Source organism: Stenotrophomonas sp. SI-NJAU-1 (assembly GCF_020883215.1).
Classification (GTDB): domain Bacteria; phylum Pseudomonadota; class Gammaproteobacteria; order Xanthomonadales; family Xanthomonadaceae; genus Stenotrophomonas; species Stenotrophomonas indicatrix.
Window position 1 is genome coordinate 1,203,388 of sequence record NZ_CP086598.1, and the last position, 16,042, is coordinate 1,219,429.

19 protein-coding genes are annotated in these 16,042 nt (G+C 66.9%); 6 read left to right on the top strand and 13 right to left on the bottom strand.

The genetic code is table 11. The features are described from left to right. Window positions 1–45: 45 nt before the first annotated feature. From minE to LMF57_RS05580, 4 genes are read right to left on the bottom strand one after another with little or no spacing between them, the layout of a single operon-like run. On the bottom strand, window positions 46–306 hold the full coding sequence (minE, locus tag LMF57_RS05565) for a cell division topological specificity factor MinE (RefSeq protein ID WP_005408532.1): 261 nt from the start codon (window positions 304–306) through the stop codon (window positions 46–48). Window positions 307–308: 2 nt separating this feature from the next. Continuing rightward, on the bottom strand, window positions 309–1,118 hold the full coding sequence (gene minD / locus LMF57_RS05570; RefSeq protein ID WP_117309793.1) for a septum site-determining protein MinD: 810 nt from the start codon (window positions 1,116–1,118) through the stop codon (window positions 309–311). Between the two features lie 36 nt (window positions 1,119–1,154). Continuing rightward, a complete protein-coding gene (gene minC / locus LMF57_RS05575) occupies window positions 1,155–2,015 on the bottom strand; it encodes a septum site-determining protein MinC (RefSeq protein ID WP_117309794.1) in 861 nt (286 codons plus the stop codon). Continuing rightward, the gene (locus tag LMF57_RS05580; RefSeq protein ID WP_025873875.1) at window positions 1,961–2,557 is read right to left on the bottom strand and encodes a GNAT family N-acetyltransferase; all 597 of its coding nucleotides are present in this window, start codon (window positions 2,555–2,557) and stop codon (window positions 1,961–1,963) included. The genes minC and LMF57_RS05580 overlap by 55 nt, the downstream gene beginning before the upstream one ends. A 150-nt stretch (window positions 2,558–2,707) precedes the next feature. On the opposite strand from LMF57_RS05580, the gene LMF57_RS05585 reads away from it, so the two are divergent. The 4 genes from LMF57_RS05585 (at window position 2,708) to LMF57_RS05600 (ending at window position 6,349) form a co-directional block, all read left to right on the top strand. Beyond that, entirely contained in the window at window positions 2,708–3,913 is a 1,206-nt protein-coding gene (locus tag LMF57_RS05585; RefSeq protein ID WP_025873874.1) for a sensor histidine kinase, read from the top strand. Then, the gene (locus LMF57_RS05590; RefSeq protein ID WP_117309795.1) at window positions 3,913–4,554 is read left to right on the top strand and encodes a response regulator transcription factor; all 642 of its coding nucleotides are present in this window, start codon (window positions 3,913–3,915) and stop codon (window positions 4,552–4,554) included. The genes LMF57_RS05585 and LMF57_RS05590 overlap by 1 nt, the downstream gene beginning before the upstream one ends. Window positions 4,555–4,799: 245 nt before the next feature. Beyond that, window positions 4,800–5,873, top strand: a complete 1,074-nt coding sequence (locus tag LMF57_RS05595) for an SRPBCC family protein (protein WP_049467700.1) — start codon at window positions 4,800–4,802, stop codon at window positions 5,871–5,873. A gap of 104 nt (window positions 5,874–5,977) precedes the next feature. Continuing rightward, the gene (locus tag LMF57_RS05600) at window positions 5,978–6,349 is read left to right on the top strand and encodes a DUF423 domain-containing protein (protein WP_208081439.1); all 372 of its coding nucleotides are present in this window, start codon (window positions 5,978–5,980) and stop codon (window positions 6,347–6,349) included. 263 nt (window positions 6,350–6,612) lie between these two features. Here LMF57_RS05600 and LMF57_RS05605 read toward each other — a convergent pair whose 3' ends face one another. From LMF57_RS05605 to LMF57_RS05630, 6 genes are read right to left on the bottom strand one after another with little or no spacing between them, the layout of a single operon-like run. Beyond that, on the bottom strand, window positions 6,613–7,422 hold the full coding sequence (locus tag LMF57_RS05605; RefSeq protein ID WP_208081438.1) for a M15 family metallopeptidase: 810 nt from the start codon (window positions 7,420–7,422) through the stop codon (window positions 6,613–6,615). Between the two features lie 9 nt (window positions 7,423–7,431). Further along, window positions 7,432–8,025, bottom strand: a complete 594-nt coding sequence (locus LMF57_RS05610; protein ID WP_208081437.1) for a PH domain-containing protein — start codon at window positions 8,023–8,025, stop codon at window positions 7,432–7,434. After that, window positions 8,022–9,311 carry an alpha/beta fold hydrolase gene (locus tag LMF57_RS05615; protein ID WP_208081436.1) on the bottom strand — a complete coding sequence of 430 codons (1,290 nt, stop codon included), beginning with the start codon at window positions 9,309–9,311 and terminating at the stop codon, window positions 8,022–8,024. Before LMF57_RS05615 ends, LMF57_RS05610 begins: the two co-directional genes overlap by 4 nt. A gap of 2 nt (window positions 9,312–9,313) precedes the next feature. Next, window positions 9,314–9,493, bottom strand: a complete 180-nt coding sequence (locus LMF57_RS05620) for a DUF4177 domain-containing protein (RefSeq protein ID WP_025873867.1) — start codon at window positions 9,491–9,493, stop codon at window positions 9,314–9,316. Further along, on the bottom strand, window positions 9,490–9,669 hold the full coding sequence (locus tag LMF57_RS05625) for a hypothetical protein (RefSeq protein ID WP_005412615.1): 180 nt from the start codon (window positions 9,667–9,669) through the stop codon (window positions 9,490–9,492). The genes LMF57_RS05620 and LMF57_RS05625 overlap by 4 nt, the downstream gene beginning before the upstream one ends. 45 nt (window positions 9,670–9,714) lie before the next feature. After that, the gene (locus LMF57_RS05630; protein WP_208081435.1) at window positions 9,715–10,596 is read right to left on the bottom strand and encodes an SPFH domain-containing protein; all 882 of its coding nucleotides are present in this window, start codon (window positions 10,594–10,596) and stop codon (window positions 9,715–9,717) included. Between the two features lie 145 nt (window positions 10,597–10,741). On the opposite strand from LMF57_RS05630, the gene purT reads away from it, so the two are divergent. Next, window positions 10,742–11,929 carry a formate-dependent phosphoribosylglycinamide formyltransferase gene (gene purT / locus LMF57_RS05635; protein WP_229291055.1) on the top strand — a complete coding sequence of 396 codons (1,188 nt, stop codon included), beginning with the start codon at window positions 10,742–10,744 and terminating at the stop codon, window positions 11,927–11,929. An 89-nt stretch (window positions 11,930–12,018) separates the two neighbouring features. Here the strand turns inward: purT and LMF57_RS05640 are convergent, their stop codons facing one another. Together LMF57_RS05640 and LMF57_RS05645 are read right to left on the bottom strand one after the other, a co-directional pair. Next, window positions 12,019–13,224, bottom strand: coding sequence for an endonuclease/exonuclease/phosphatase family protein (locus LMF57_RS05640; protein ID WP_208081823.1), 1,206 nt, complete (start codon window positions 13,222–13,224; stop codon window positions 12,019–12,021). 38 nt (window positions 13,225–13,262) lie between these two features. Then, a complete protein-coding gene (locus tag LMF57_RS05645) occupies window positions 13,263–14,018 on the bottom strand; it encodes an arginyltransferase (protein WP_032975961.1) in 756 nt (251 codons plus the stop codon). Window positions 14,019–14,174: 156 nt separating this feature from the next. Here LMF57_RS05645 and LMF57_RS05650 point away from each other — a divergent pair, with 156 nt between their 5' ends. Then, window positions 14,175–14,738, top strand: coding sequence for an EF-hand domain-containing protein (locus LMF57_RS05650; protein ID WP_229291056.1), 564 nt, complete (start codon window positions 14,175–14,177; stop codon window positions 14,736–14,738). Window positions 14,739–14,789: 51 nt separating this feature from the next. Here the strand turns inward: LMF57_RS05650 and LMF57_RS05655 are convergent, their stop codons facing one another. Further along, on the bottom strand, window positions 14,790–16,007 hold the full coding sequence (locus tag LMF57_RS05655; protein ID WP_229291057.1) for an RNA polymerase sigma factor: 1,218 nt from the start codon (window positions 16,005–16,007) through the stop codon (window positions 14,790–14,792). Between the last annotated feature and the right edge of the window lie 35 nt (window positions 16,008–16,042).

The window sequence follows — 16,042 nt, forward strand, 5'->3', positions numbered from 1 at the left end:
GGGTCAGGCAGCCCCGCCCATGCAGGCACGGGCGGGGCAGGGGGTTCAGGGTTTGTCCGGGCCTTCAGGCAGCGCCACGGAGATGTCCAGCACGTCGTGCTGGCCATCCTTGACCAGGTCCACCTTCACTGCATCGACGTCGATGTTGACGTACTTCTTGATCACTTCCAGCAGCTCGCGCTGCAGCAGCGGCAGGTAGTCAGGACCGCCACGGTGGCTGCGCTCCTGCGCGATGATGATCTGCAGGCGGTTCTTGGCGGTTTCGGCGGTGGTCTTCTTCGCTTTGAGGAAATCAAACAGGCCCATGCTTACCCTCCGAACAGCTTGCTGAAGAAGCCCTTCTTCTCGACGTTGGTGAAGCGCATCGGGCGTTCTTCGCCGAGGATGCGTGCGACGGCGTCGTCATAGGCCTGGCCGGCAGCGGATTCGCCATCCAGGATGACCGGCTCGCCCTTGTTGGAGGCATTGAGCACGTCACCCGATTCGGGGATCACGCCGATCGCCTTCAGGCCAAGGACCTCCTCGACGTCGGCGATGCTGAGCATCTCGCCGCTTTCCACGCGCACCGGGGTGTAGCGGGTCAGCAGCAGGAAGGCCGGCACGTCCTGACCGGATTCGGCCTTGTGGGTCTTCGAATCGAGCAGGCCGATGATGCGGTCCGAGTCGCGTACCGAGGACACTTCCGGGTTCACCACCACCACCGCACGGTCGGCGAAGTACATCGCCAGGAAGGCGCCCTTCTCGATGCCGGCCGGGGAGTCGCAGATGATGTATTCAAAGCCGTCGGCGGCCAGGTCCTTCAGGACCTTGCCGACGCCTTCCTGGGTCAGTGCATCCTTGTCGCGGGTCTGCGAGGCAGCCAGCACGAACAGGTTGTCAAAGCGCTTGTCCTTGATCAGGGCCTGCTTGAGGGTGGCTTCGCCATGCACGACATTCACGAAGTCGTACACCACGCGGCGTTCGCAGCCCATGATCAGGTCGAGGTTGCGCAGGCCGACGTCGAAGTCGATCACCGCCACCTTCTTGCCACGCCTTGCCAGGCCGCAGGCCAGGCTTGCGCTGGAAGTGGTCTTGCCGACGCCGCCCTTGCCGGAGGTGACTACGATGATTTCAGCCAAAGGACTTCTCCTGATGATTCTGTTTGAGGTGCTGCATCAGTCCAGCGCAGCGATCTTGATCTGGTCCTGTTCCAGCCACACCTGCACGGCCTTGCCGCGCAGGGTTTCCGGTACATCGTCCAGTACCTTGTAGTGGCCTGCAATGGCGACCAGTTCCGCATGGAAATCACGGCAGAAAATACGTGCCGCGGTGTTGCCCTGGGCCCCCGCCAGCGCACGGCCGCGCAGGGTTCCGTAGATATGGATGCTGCCATCGGCGATGACCTCGGCGCCGGCGCCGACGGTGGCCATCACGGTCAGGTCGCAGTTTTCCGCGTACAGCTGCTGGCCCGAGCGAACATTGCCCAGCTGCATGCGGCCAGGCTGTGGCGCGGCCGTATCGGCAGCCTTGCCCATCGGCGTGGCCGGCGCCGGCGCCGGCGCGGCCTTCGCTTCGGCGCGCGTGGCACGGCGCGGTTCCGGTGCGGGTGCCGGCGGCGGGGCAGGTTCTGCCTCGGCGCGCTCATACTGGGCGCGGAACTTGGCCAGCAGCGGCAGGCCGAGCTGCTGCGAGAGCAGGTCGACCGCACTGGTGCCATAGGCCAATGCCACCGGCAGTACGCCGGCAACGCGCAGGCCATCGACCAGCGCCTGCGCCGTTGCCACGTCGGGCACCTGGCTGAGGCCGCCGAAGTCCAGGATCACCGCCGCACGGCCGAACAGCTTCGGCGCACGGCTCACCCGCTCCTGCATTTCCTGCACGAGGCGTTCAACATCGAGGGTGCGGATGCGCAGGTTGGCGATGCCCACCTGGCCGATCTTCAGTTCACCGGCCTGTTCGTAATCGAAATTCACTGCCACGCTCAGGTCCCCGTCGACCGCTGTGCCTGCGCCGGCAGCTGCCGGTCGCGCGCCCATGCAACATCAGGCAGCTTGCCGCCATAGGTTTCATTCACCCACGGGAAGCTGCACAGTTCCTTGGCCAGCATGCTGGCGCGCACGTCCACCTGCGGCATGGTGTTCTGGCCCAGCTCGCGGAAGCCGAAGCTGCCGTGGAACAGCAGGGCGGCATCGGCGCCGTGGTCCAGGAACACCTCGCAGGTCATCTGCGGGTAGCGCAGCTCGGCGAAGCTCTGGGCGTCGGCGTAGAACGCACGGCCGACGCCACCACCGCGACGGCGGCTGGCGACCACGATGCGGTCGATATAGAAGAAGGGGGTGTCCAGGTGTTGCTTGAACCAGGCGAAATTGCTGCTGTCGTGCTGGCTGTCGCTGCCGAAGCCGATCAGGAAGCCGGCCAGGTTGCCGTCGCGCTCGGCGACGCGGAAATATTCAGCGGTTGCATAGAACAGGCGCAGGCGCTCTGCATCCAGCGGAAGGATGGCCAGGCCAGCATTGTTGTTCAAAGCCAGGACGGAATCGAGCTCGTGCTCGCGCACGTCGCGGATGACAATCGACATTGTGACTCCGTGGGGTAACGCGGTTGGTCCCATGTACGGACCCTGCGCATGATTATTGCATGCCCGGGGTGGGCTGCGGCATGAACAGGGGACCGCACCGAACATGACTTTATGCCCTTGGGCCCTGACGCGCACAGGCTACGATGGGCCATGCTGGCCCGACTCAACCACAATGCGATGCTGCGCTACTCCGGGTTGTTCACCTGGGGCACCGTCGGCCTTTGGCTTGCGATCTACCTGATCGATCCGGTGTCGCTGACACTGGAAAGCCTGGACGGCGAGGCCGGCTTCCGGATCATTCCCTGGGCCTCGGCCTACCTGGCCTTCGGCTTCGTGTACTGGGTGCTGACGCGCTCGCTGGGCGAAAGCCGGCCCGGCTTCTTCGACCATGCCGCGCTGATCCTGCTGACGGCCTGCGCGATCGGCGTGAGCTATTTCTCCGGCACCGCGCTGGGCAGCATCCTGCTGATGGTGGTGGCCGGCCTGCTGCCATGGCTGCTGGGCCCGCGCATCGGGGTGGTGTGGCTGGTGGCCAGCAACCTGGCCGTGCTGCCGGTCTACATCCAGCCGCTGGGCTTCCCGCCGGTCATCGCCGTGCTGCAGGCCGTCGGCTACATGGGCTTTTCCAGCTTCGTGTTCGTGATCGCGCTGGTGGCGCGCCGCCAGGCCGAAGCGCGCGAGGAGCAGCGCCGGCTGAATGCAGAGCTGCGCGCCACCCGTGCGCTGCTGGCCGAAAGCGCGCGGGTGAACGAGCGCACCCGCATTTCGCGCGAACTGCATGATCTGCTGGGTCATCAGCTGACTGCGCTGACCCTGAACCTGGAAGTGGCCGGCCACCTCGCCGAGGGCCAGGCGCTGGAGCACGTGAAGCGCTCGCATGCACTGGCCAAGCTGCTGCTGGGCAACGTGCGCGAGGTGGTCAGCCAGCTGCGCGAGACCGGCGCCATCGACCTGGCCGCCGCCCTGCGCCCGCTGACCGAGCACGTGCCGTCGCTGGACATCCAGCTGGAGATCGAAGAGCCGCTGAACGTGGAAGACCCGCAGCGGGCCCACGTGCTGCTGCGCTGTACCCAGGAGATCATCACCAACACGGTGCGCCATGCCGGCGCCCGCCACCTGTGGCTGCGGGTGTACCGTGAGGTCCCTGACCAGGTGGTGGTGGAGGCCCGCGACGACGGCGTCGGGGCGGAAACGGTCAATGTGGGCAATGGTTTGCGCGGCATGCGCGAACGCCTGCAACAATGTGGAGGCCAGCTGCAGGTGGAGACCCGCCCCGGCGAGGGCTTCCGGCTGCGGGCGACGGTACCGGCAACGGTGCTGGCGGCCCTTACCCAGGTTCCTGAAGGAGTGCGTTGATGATTCGCGTCTGCCTGGTCGACGACCAAACCCTGGTGCGGCAGGGGATCCGCTCGCTGCTGGCGCTCGACGACGGCATCGAAGTGGTGGCCGAGGCCGCCGATGGCCGCCAGGCGGTCGAGCTGATCCCGCAGATCCGCCCGGACGTGGTCCTGATGGACATGCGCATGCCGGTGATGTCCGGGCTGGAGGCGCTGCAGGTGCTGTCACGGCAGGAACAGCTGCCGCCGACCATCATCCTGACCACCTTCGACGATGACCAGCTGGTGCTGGCCGGGCTGAAGGCCGGGGCCAAGGGCTACCTGCTCAAGGACGTGACCCTGGCGCAGCTGGTCGGGGCGATCCGCACGGTGGCCGAGGGCGGTTCGCTGGTGCAGCCGGCGGTGACCCAGCGTCTGCTGTCCGGGCTGGAGCACATGCGCAACGATTTCGTCAGCCTGGACCGGCCCGACCCGCTGACCGACCGTGAAACCGAGATCCTGCGGCTGATGGCCAGCGGTTTCTCCAACAAGGAGATCGCCAATTCGCTGGGGGTCGCCGAGGGCACGATCAAGAATCATGTGTCCAACATCCTCTCCAAACTGGGCGTGCGCGACCGTACCCGTGCGGTCCTGAAAGCGTTTGAACTCCAGCTGGTGTGAGGAAAATCCTTTAGCGACAAAGACTTGGCATGCAGCCTGGGCCCGGATTCAGGATTGTCCCCCACTTGCCCCCTACATGCCGGGTACGCGGATGCGTTACCCTTCGAATTCTTTGTGCATACAAATGCGCAGCCGGCACGGAAACCGGTGCGCCAATCCCGATAACCAATGCCCGCGAAGCCTGCTAGGATTGGCGCTTCGCTTCAATCAACCCGGCCGTGGGATCGGCCCCGGAGACTCTCTGAATGACCCGTATTATCGAGTTCCTGATCGCCTTGGGGATCGTGGCTGGCCTGTTCGTCATCATTGGCGTCTGTCTGCCGGGCGAGCGTCACATCACCGAAAGCATCGAGACCAACCGCAAGATGACGATCGTGTACGACACGGTCAGCAGTCTGCGCCGCTTCAAGGACTGGAACCCGCTGGTACTGCGCGATCCCGCCGTTGAACTGAAGCTGTCCGGCCCGGCCTCCGGCGTCGGTGCCACTCTCGACTACACCTCCAAGGACCTGGGCACCGGTTCCTGGAAGGTGACCGAAGCCGAAGAGAACAAGCGTGTTGTGATCGCCGTCGACGATGCCTCCAAGGGTCACGACAAGGTCACCACCTTCACCCTGGAGCCGACCGGCAAGGGCGGTCGCAACGTCAAGATCACCCAGGACTACTCGGTGAAGTACGGCTTCGACCTGTTCGGCCGCTACGCAGGCCTGTATGTCAGCCGCCAGATCGGCGATGACATCAAGATGGGCCTGTCGCGCCTGGCGAACATGCTGGCCACCGTGCCGAATGTCGACTACCGCACCTCCGAAGCCCCGCTGACCGATCTGGGCATCGTCGATGTCCCGGCCGAAGACCTGCTGGTCGTCACCGCCGGTAATGTCGACCGTGGCCAGGATTCCATCACCAAGTCCATCAAGGACAACCAGGAGTGGATCAAGCGCGTGATCGAGGCCAATGGCCTGGAAGCCGCCGGTCCGCTGCGTATCATCACCACCGATTTCGGTGCTGAGAAGTACGCCTTCGACATCGCCCAGCCGGTGAAGAAGAAGGGTGCCGAAGGCGTGCCGGCCGAACAGCTGACCGTCAAGATCGACGGTGGCGCCCCGGTCAAGTACGTCCGCGTGGCTCCGCACCGTTCGGCGCATGCGGCCTACACCGGTCACATGGCAGGCCTGGACGTTGCCCGCAGCGCCCTGCGCGCCTGGGCCGTGACCTCGGGCAACGAAGTCATCGACCGTCCGTACGAAACCTGGAAGGACGGCGTGGACAAGTCGTTCACCCCGGAAGCGACGTACGACATCTACTGGGCCGTCAAGTAAGCCTCGGCTGACCCATGTAGTGCTGGACACGAAAACGCGCCGCTTCCTGCGGCGCGTTTTTTTTCATCCCGAGCCCGGTGTCGGGCATTGCGCAAGGAGCTGTCATGTTCAATTCCGAACGACGCGCGCGTAAACCGTCGTTGCTGGCCTGCCTGGGGGCGCTGCTGGCAGCGGCCTCGATCGGTCTCTCGGCCTATGCCGCGCATGGCGTGTCCGATCCGCTGGCGCAGCAGCACCTGAACATGGCGGCGTTGTACGCCTTTGCCCACGGAGCGGTACTGGCCGCCCTCGGCCCGCGCGCGCAGGGCGCGATCGCGCATCTGGCGTTGTACCTGTTGCTGCTGGGCGTGCTGCTGTTCTCCGGCAGCCTGGTGGGCGGTGCGCTGTGGCAGTGGCCGACCCGGCTGGCACCGGTAGGTGGCACCACGCTGATGGCCGGGTGGGTACTGCTGGCGATCAACGCGCTGCGGCGCTAGCCGCAACGCCCAAGCACTGGTAGCGCCGGGCCACGCCCGAGGTCGAGCGCAGCGACCCGCGTCTGCTTTTGCTTTTTTTGTTTGTTCAATTCCGTGGCGGACGCACGCGGAAACTGTCCGTGGCCGGGAGGGTGGGCGGCGCAGGGGCGTAAGCGCCATGGATGGCGCGCCCAAGCTTACATGGACGTACTTGCAGCGGCCCCTGCGCCGCCCACCCTCCCGGCCAGCCCGAGGACCGCAGTCGAGCAGCCGCCACGAGCGGCTCAGCCGTTGGCCGGTGTCCAGCACCAGTGCCACGGTTCGTAGACGATCCCATGCGGGTTGTCACGTGGATAGCTCAGATGGAACCCGTGCGCCGCGGCATTGGCCTGCAGCCACGCAAACGCAGCCGTCGCCTCGAAGGTCTCCTCTGCCGGCGCATCCCCCGGTGTGCCGATGTCCAGCGCGTGACCACTGTGGTGTTCGCTGAAACCAGGGGCGGCATTGACCTTCAGGATCTGCGGCACGCTCTGCCCGCGCGCCAGCTTGCGTTCGAAAATGCCGAGCTGATACGCATGGCTGCGGAAGCCGGAGATCGCGTCCAGTGCAACTCCATCCCGTGCGGCATGCAGGCGCATCCGTCGCCAGCCCTGCGCGGCACCGCGGCGCAGCCACAACGGGCGCGCGAAGCGATCACGTCCGGCCAAGTGCAGCACGCACGGCTCGGCTTCCAGTGCCAGCCCGCTGTCGCGCGCATAGCGCTGCGCATCCAGGCCCAGCTGCTGCAGGCGCTGCTGCAGGCCAACCAGCGGCAGCCACTGGTCTTCCAGTGCAGCGCCGAACGGTCGTGACCGTGCGCCATCCAGCAGGGCCAGCGCGTCCTCCACGCCCGGCTCGCGTGGCAGGCGCGGCACCAGCGAGTGCACACCGTGCGCCAGTACCGCCGCCAGGTAGCGGCCATCGCGCTTGCGCCGCAGTACCCATTGCGCGCGGGCCAGCAGGCGGGCGTCGAGATTGCTGCGCGCGCGCAGCAGCGGCGCAGGCCACAGTTCGACGGTCTCGGTATTGATCAACAGCGGAGTGCTACGGTGCATCGATCCAGCTTACTGCCGTGGCGCCGTGGCGGCCACCTTGCGCAGCGCCTCCAGCAGGGCCTGTGGGCGCTCCAGGCTGAGCAGCAGGGTGCTGCCGCCGCGCACCGGAATGACCAGCGTGCGTGCGCGGTCGGTGACCAGGGCAAAGCCCTTGCCGCCCCCCTGCAGGCGGAAGTGCCCGGAGTAGAAGCCGGGCATGCTGTAGCCGTTGGTCTTGAAACGGATGCCATAGCGGCGATCACGGCTCAGGTCGACCACCTCGGCCTGGTCCAGCAGCAGGTCGGCCACCGGCGTGCGGAGACGGTACAACGTCGAACGCACGTCCAGCACATTGCCTGCCAGCTCCACCCGGCGACGGAAGAACGCCCAGCCCAGGCCGATGCCCATCAGTAGGATCACCGCCAGGCTCCATGCCGCGCTGCCGCCCATCAGGAAGAACGGCGGCGACAGGGTGACCTCCACCCAGGGAGCCTCGCTGCGATTGTCGTGCAGCTGTGCCCACATGCCCACGCCCAGTACCGCCAGCACTGGCAGCAGCACCCACAGCACCCGCAGCGAAGAACTCTCGGCAACCTCGAACGGGCGTGCATCACTGCCGCTCATCGCTGCGCCTCCACCCAACGCGCCACGTCATCGATCAGCTGCCCATCGACGTGGCCCGGCTGCGCGTATTCCTTCAATGAACTGGGGCCGCTGCCGGCGATGCCGATGTGGTTGAGGGCAGGGTAGGCCTTCCATTGCACGTCCCGGCGATCGGCCAGGGCTTTTTTCCACAGTGCCCAATCCGTTTCCGGTACCTGGAAGTCGCGGCCCCCGTGCAGCATCAGCAGTGGTTTTTTCAGTGCCACCGCGTCGCCGCGTGCGTTCACCGCTTCGATGCTTTTCCAGAACGTCTGCGGCACGCCCAATGGCAGTTCGCTGGCTGGCACAGGAGTTTCGCTGCGGGCCGCGGCGATCTGCGCGTCGAGCTTGTCCAGGAACGCTTGTTCCGGTGCGCTGATCGAGCCGTCCAGCGACAGCAGGTAGCGGTTCTGCTCCGGCAGCAGTTCAAGCAATGTGCGCGCCGGCGCGGCCCATAGGATCGCGCCGCGCGCCTGTGGCCAGCGGCTGGCGATGCGCGGGGCGAGCATGCCGCCCTGGCTGTGGCCGAGCACGAAGATCCGCGTGCCGTCGATGCGTGGGTCCGCCGCCAACGCGCTCAACGCTGCGATGGCATCGTCGGTGGTCTCGTCATCAACGTTGAAGCGGCCGCTCTGGAAGTCCTGGGGACGGGCATGGGTGCGCTTGTCGTAGCGCAGCACGGCGATGCCCTGGGCAGCCAGGCCGCGGGCGATGTCCAGGAACGGGCGGTTGCCTCCGATGGTTTCGTCGCGATCCTGTGGGCCGGAGCCGTGCACCAGCACTACGGCCGGAAACGGTCCTTTGCCCTTGGGCAGGGACAAGGTGCCGGGCAGCGCACCGCGTGCCTGTGGCACGCTGAAATCGGCTTCGCTGTAGTTCGCGTCGGCCGGCGGTGGCGGCGCCTTGGCGGCCGGGGCCGGGCGCAGCAGCAGGCCAGCCACTTGGTCCTGCCCGTTCACCGCCACCTGCGCGATCACCGCGCCACTGGCGAACTGCAACGGTACTTCCACCAGGTGCAGGCCCTGCTGCTCACTGCTGTGCGCCGGGCCGCGCTGCTTCAGTTCACCCAGCGACTGCCACAGGCCCTGCAGCTTGTCGGCAGGCACGGCCGCGGCCATCTGCGGGGTCAGCATGGCTTCGGCATCGGCGGTGCGCCCCGCCTGCAGGTGATCGAGCAGGCGTGCCGCGACCTGCTGCGGTTCGCCAGCGGATGCACTGGCGGACAACAGGGCAAGGGAAACAGCAAGCAACGAGCGGCGTGCGCTCATGGTCACAGCTCCTTCTTGAAGACCAGCAGGGCCGGGCGCATCGGCGCCGGGACGATGATGTTGACCAGTTCCCAGCCCAGCTGGCCCTGGCGGCTGAGTTCGGCCTGGATGTCATCAGCCTTCTGCAGGCCCATCATGGATGTCTTGACTTCGACGGTCAGGTAGCTCCAGCGCTTGCTCATTCCTTGTCCTCCGGCGATGGCTTGGGTTTCGGCAGGCGGCCTGCCTTGCGCAGTGCGTCGCGCAGTACGTATTCGATCTGCGCGTTGAGGCTGCGCAGTTCATCGTCCGCCCAGCGCTGTGCGGCCGCCAGGACCTCGGCGTTGATGCGCAGCGGATAGGCTTTTTTCTCGCTCATGCAGACTCCTGGCGGGGCGGTGGGGCGCCCCGTTGCGAGGGTGGCTCAGTACAGCGAGCCGGTGTTGACGACCGGCTGCGTGCCGCGGTCCGAGCACAGCACGGTCAACAGATTGCTGACCATGTGCGCCTTGCGCTCCTCGTCCAGCTGCACCACGCCGTTTTTCTGCAGCTCGGCCAGCGCCATCTCGACCATGCCGACCGCACCGGCGACGATGCGCGTGCGTGCGGCGATGACCGCATTGGCCTGCTGCCGCTGCAGCATCGCCTGGGCGATTTCAGCGGCGTAGGCGAGGTGGCTGATGCGCGCATCGATCACCTGCACGCCGGCATCGGCCAGGCGCTCGGCCAGTTCGTTCTTCAGGTGCTGGGAGATCTCGCTGGCATGGCTGCGCAGCGCCAGCTGGCCGTCCTCGTGCTGGTCATAGGGGTAGCTGGTGGCCATCGCGCGCAGCGCCGATTCGGACTGGATGTGCACGAAGCTCTCGTAGTCGTCCACGTTGTAGACCGCTTCGGAGGCGTCGACCACCTGCCAGACAATCACCGCAGCGATCTCGATCGGGCTGCCGTCCAGCTCGTTGACCTTCAGCTTGCCGCTCTCGAAATTGCGCACGCGCTGGCTCACGCGGCGCTTGCTGAAGAAGGGGTTGTTCCAGCGCAGGCCGTTGTCCTTGACGGTGCCGACGTACTTGCCGAACAGGCTGACCACCGCCGCCTGGTTGGGCTGCACGGTGTACAGACCGGCCAGCGCGATCAGCGCCAGCGCAGCGATCAGCAGGCCGGCCAAGATCAGCAGCACGTTGGGCGAGCCGGTGCTGGCCTTCGCCGCGACCCCGGCCACGAACAGGGCGCCGCCGGCGAGGGCTACGACCAGGGACCCGGCGAGCGCGCCCAGGCCGTTGAGGGAGGACAGCGACTTCTCTTTCATGGCGGTACGTCCTTGAGGGTTCGAATTGAAGATATCAAAGTGATATCACATTCGGGCTGCCGTTCGTCGGCTGGGCGTGCCCAGGCGCTGCGGCTGGACCGGCTAGAATGCCCACCCGCCTTCACATCGCTGCTGGAACCCCGCCATGGCCAAGCTTGGAACCCCGTTGTCCCCCTCCGCCACCCGTGTGCTGCTGCTGGGCTCGGGCGAACTTGGCAAGGAAGTGGCCATCGAACTGCAGCGACTGGGCGTGGAAGTGATCGCTGCCGACCGTTACGCCGATGCCCCGGCCATGCAGGTGGCACATCGTTCGCACGTGATCGACATGCTGGACGCAATGGCCCTGCGCCAGTTGATCGCCCAGGAGCAGCCGCACCTGGTGGTGCCCGAGATCGAGGCGATCCATACCGAGACCCTGGTGCAGCTGGAACAGGAACAGGGCCTGCGGGTGATCCCGACCGCGCGTGCTGCGCGCCTGACCATGGACCGTGAGGGCATCCGTCGCCTGGCCGCCGAGACGCTGGGCCTGCCGACCTCGCCGTACCGCTTTGTCGACACCGAGGCCGAGTACCGCGCCGCCGTGGCGGCGATCGGCCTGCCGTGCGTGGTCAAGCCGGTGATGTCGTCCTCGGGCAAGGGCCAGAGCACGCTGCGCAGCGAGGCGGACATCGCCCCGGCATGGGAATACGCGCAGACCGGTGGCCGTGCCGGCGCCGGCCGCTGCATCGTCGAGGGTTTCATCGACTTCGATTACGAGATCACCCTGCTGACCGTACGCCACGCCGGCGGCACGTCGTTCTGCGCGCCGATCGGCCACCTGCAGAAGGAGGGCGACTATCGCGAAAGCTGGCAGCCGCAACCGATGTCGGACAAGGCGCTGGCGCGTGCCGAGGAGATCTCGCGCGCGATCACCGATGACCTCGGTGGCTGGGGCCTGTTCGGCGTCGAACTGTTCGTGAAGGGCGACGAGGTGTGGTTCAGCGAAGTATCACCGCGTCCGCACGATACCGGCCTGGTGACGCTGGTGTCGCAGGAGCTGAGCGAGTTCGCGCTGCATGCGCGGGCCATCCTCGGCCTGCCGATCCCGGTGATCCGCCAGAGTGGCCGATCGGCCTCGTGCGCGCTGCTGGCGCATGGCGAAGGCGTGCCGTACTTCAACAACGTGGCCGCCGCACTGGAGGTGCCGGACACCGCCGTGCGCCTGTTCGGCAAGCCGAGCGTGCATGGCCACCGCCGCGTGGGCGTGACCTTGGCGCGCGCGGAATCCATCGACGAAGCACGCGCCATCGCGCGTGACGCCGCCGAAGCGATCGGCGTCGAGCTGCGCTCGTAAAACGGTAGCGCCGGGCCATGCCCGGCGGCTTCCCATAGGGCGCGCGACGCGGCCGGAAAAGCTGCCGGGCATGGCCCGGCGCTACCGGTTTATTTCACATCCACCCATACCAGGTGGTGGTCGCTGCCATCGGCGATCTTCGCTTCGGCACTCTCATTGGCCGGCCAGAACACGCCGCTGCCGAGGTACTCGAAACCGACCGAGGGCAGCACGTAGTCCAGGCGCATGGTGCCGGACTTCGGGCCGAAATCGCCGGTGGCATGGAACGGTGCACCCTTGCGGGTGATGCCCTTGGCCGCATAGGCCAGGCTGGTCTGCTCGGCGCCGATGCTGCGTGGGGTGGGGTAGCGCAGCACGCGGGCGTTCTCGATCAGTTCGACGATCGCCTCGTGGCGGCCATCGCCATCGACCGGATCATTGTTGAGGTCGCCAAGGATGACAAAACGTGCATCCTGGGCCAGGCCGCCGCACTTGCCCTTGTCGTCGCACAGCCACGGCTTGTCACCCGTGGACAGGTATTCCTGCCACAAGCGCAGTTCGTCATGGTTGCGCGCGGCGTTGCGCTTCTCCGGGCCGTCGAACACCGGCGGCGTCGGGTGCGAGACCAGCGCGTGGACCACGCCGGCCGGGGTCTTCACCGGTACATCCCAGTGCGACTTCGACGACAGCCGCAGCTGCGACCAGACGGTGTCGTTGTAGAAGCTCTTGCCGGTGCGCGGATCGACCGGGCGGATCGCGCCGGGCATCGCACTCCACTTCAGCAGCTGGAAGCTGCGCACCTTGGCTTCGTCGATCGGGTAGCGCGACAGCACCAGCATGCCGTACTGGCCCGGGTGCAGGCCGTAGCCCCAGGCGTCGTTGCCGCGACCGCGGCCTTCGCCGCCGACCACGCCGTTGTTGTCCAGGTCCAGGCCACTGGGCACGCCGGTGTTCACCGGCGCCAGGTAGCGGTAGGCGAAGTGCAGCGGCTTGCCGCCACCGGGCTGGGCCACTTCCAGGTAGCGCTTCTGGAACAGGTCGGCGGCACGATGGGCGTCATCGAAGTCGAACTCGTTCAGCAGCACCAGGTCAGGGCGCGCCTGCTGCAGTACCGCGGCGATCTTGCGCGCATGTTCGCTGTCGCCTTCCAGCTCGGCGATCAGGCCGCCGGCTTCGTCCGAATACAGCGAGGTGTTGTAGGTGGCCAGGCGCAGCGCTGCAGACGGTTTTTCGGTCATCGCGGGGGACGTGGCGAAGGCGGGAGCGGCGGCACCACAGAGCAGGGCCAGGCCGAGAATCAGGGGTTTGGCGTTCATGGGCCCTATTGTGCACCTGGCCCGGTGTCAGTGGTTTGTCAGCGTCCGTCCAGTTCGTCATCGAAATCATGCCAGCGGCGGCCATCGTAGGCCTCCAGCGGGCGATAGCGCCGCTTGTAGTCCATCTTCTGGTGCTCGCGTATCCAGTAGCCCAGGTACAGGTGGGGCAGGCCCTCGCGGCGGGCCCACTCCAGCTGCTGCAGGATCGCGAACGTGCCCAGCCCGCGCGCGGCATGGGCGGGGTCGAAGAAGGTATAGACCGCCGACAGGCCGTGCTCGGTCACATCGGTCACCGCCACGCCCAGCAGCTGGCTGGGCTGCCCGTCGTGGCCGGGCAGGCGCATTTCCATGAAGCGCGTGTGCGACCAGCTGCCGATCAGGAACTGTTCGAATTCATGCGGGCCGTGGTCGTCCATGCCGCCCTTGGCATGACGATGCACCAGGTAGCGGTGGTACAGCTCGAACAGATCCTCGCGTGGCATGGCCGCGGTGATGCGCACTTCCAGATCGGCATTGCGGGCAGCGCAGCGGCGCTGGCTGCGATCCGGGGCGAAGCGGGCCACCGGAATGCGCACGGCGACGCAGGCGTGGCAGTTCGCACAATGCGGGCGATAGACCAGGTCGCCGCTGCGTCGGAAGCCCCAGCTCAGGGCCAGCGGGTACAGCCCGCCGAGGCGACGGTCCTGCGGGTCCAGCACCAGGTCGCGCGCGACCCGGTCCGGCCAGTACCCACAGGGGTGCTCGCCGGTCTGGAACAGTCGCAGTTCGTCGTCTCTGTCGCCATGTCTCGCCATGGGCACAGCATAGCCCCAGCCTGTCGCAAAGGCGGCGACTGTCCGCCGGATGAATGGAACGGGTGGCTGCGTCAACCGAGGTCGTGGTCAGGCGTTGTTGTCTTCCGAGGGTGAGGTGTTCACCCCGATGCCAATCCCATTCCCAGGAGTGACCCCATGATCCGTACCCCCCTGCTGCTGGCCCTGCTGCTCGGCACCTCCGCCACCGGTATTGCCTTGGCTGCCGACACCCCGGCTGCTCCGGCGCAGCGCCCGGCCAAGCTGGATGCCAATGGCGACGGCGTCATCGACCGCAGCGAAGCGGCGGCCAACCCGCGCCTGGCCGCAACGTTCGACGAGCTGGACAAGAACAAGGACGGCAAGCTCTCGCGTGATGAGCTGCCGCGCTGGAAGCATGGCCACCACGGTGGTCGCGGTGGCGAGCGTTGGGCCAAGCTGGACGCGAACAAGGATGGCCGCATCAGCCGTGAGGAAGCCAAGGCCGATCCGCGCCTGGCCGAGCGTTTCGACCAGCTCGACCTCAACAAGGATGGCTACCTGGACAAGGCCGACCGCGAGCTTCGCATGAAGCAGCATCGTGATGCCTGGTTCGCCGCGGCCGACACCAACAAGGATGGCCAGCTGAGCAAGGCCGAGTTCGACACCGCCAAGGGCCCGATGCACGGTGGCCCGCGACACGGCGGCCCGCGTGACGGCGCCGCGCCGAAGCAGCAGCGCTGATTTTCAATGCAGTGATCGGCGACAACGCCGGCGCACTGCCGGCGTTGTCCGTTACAGGCGGCCGCTTTGCGTCATCGTGTAGGCCAGGGCACCGATGACCATCAGGTTCACCGCCATCATGCCGGTCAGGCCGTACATGGATTCGTACTTCCAGTTGATCCCGTGACGCCCACGCCGGGCTGCATCACGTGCGAGCAGCGGCGCCATGATGCGGCGCAGTGTCACCAGGCACTGGTAGTTGACCACGATCAAGCCCAGTGCCAGCACCAGCAGCTGCGTCCACATCGGCGCCTGCAGCAGCACGGTGAACAGGATGGCCATGCACCAGCCCAGGCTGGTGCCGGTGCTGAGGTTGACGAAGCGGCGGACCTGGACCTGCTCGGCACCGGTCTCTGCGTAGGACAGCAGGAAACGGCCGCCGAGATAGCTGCCGAGCGCGCCGCCGACGACGCCCCCGATGATCGCGGCCCAGCTTGAGGCAGGCAGCATCTGCAGCTGGCCCAGCGTGGCGGTCAACGAGCCGAGCGCGGTGCCGCCGGCAGCGCTGGCGCCACCGAGGCCGAGCTTGCTGCCACCCACGCCGACGCCGGTTCCCAGCAGGATCGCCGCGCTGGCGGTGCCGGGCGCGGCGATCATCACCATCGACACCACTGTCGTTGCGAACGCAGCACTGGGCGCGCTGCTGCGTGCGAATTCGCCGAAGCGCTGCAGCAGGCCCTCGCGCACCTGCGCACGGGCACGTGACAGGCGCTTGCGTACTGCCGCGTCGCTCAGCCCGAGCAGGTCGGCGACCTGCTGCGAATGCTGGCCCTCGCGGTAATACAGCAGGAGCACTTCGCGGCTGTCGGCGGGCAGGGCAGAGATGATGTTCTCGGCGGCGATCTCCTCTTCCAGCCGCTGCAGGCGATCGGCCACGCCCGGGGTCGGGTCGGCAGCCATGGTCAACGCCACTTCGGCAGCCTCGCCGCTCAGCGGTCGGCCACGTTGTGCGCGCAGCCAGTCACGGGCGAGGTTGCGGGTGATCTGTCGCAGCCAGGGCAGGAAGCTGGTCGCGCTGCGCAGCTGGTGAAGTTGCTGCCAGCCCTTCACGAAGGCTTCCTGGGCGATGTCCTCGCTGGCCTGGCGGTCGCCGGTGATGGCCAGGGCGATGGCGGTGACCGTGTTCTGGCAGGCCAGCACGATGCGGCCATAGGCATGCTGGCAACCGCTGCTGGCGGCCGGCAGTTCGCGTTCCAGGGTTTCGTCGATGCTTGCGGCGAAGGTCGTCATGGCGGCGGGCTCCTGCAGGGATTGTGTCCCATGAC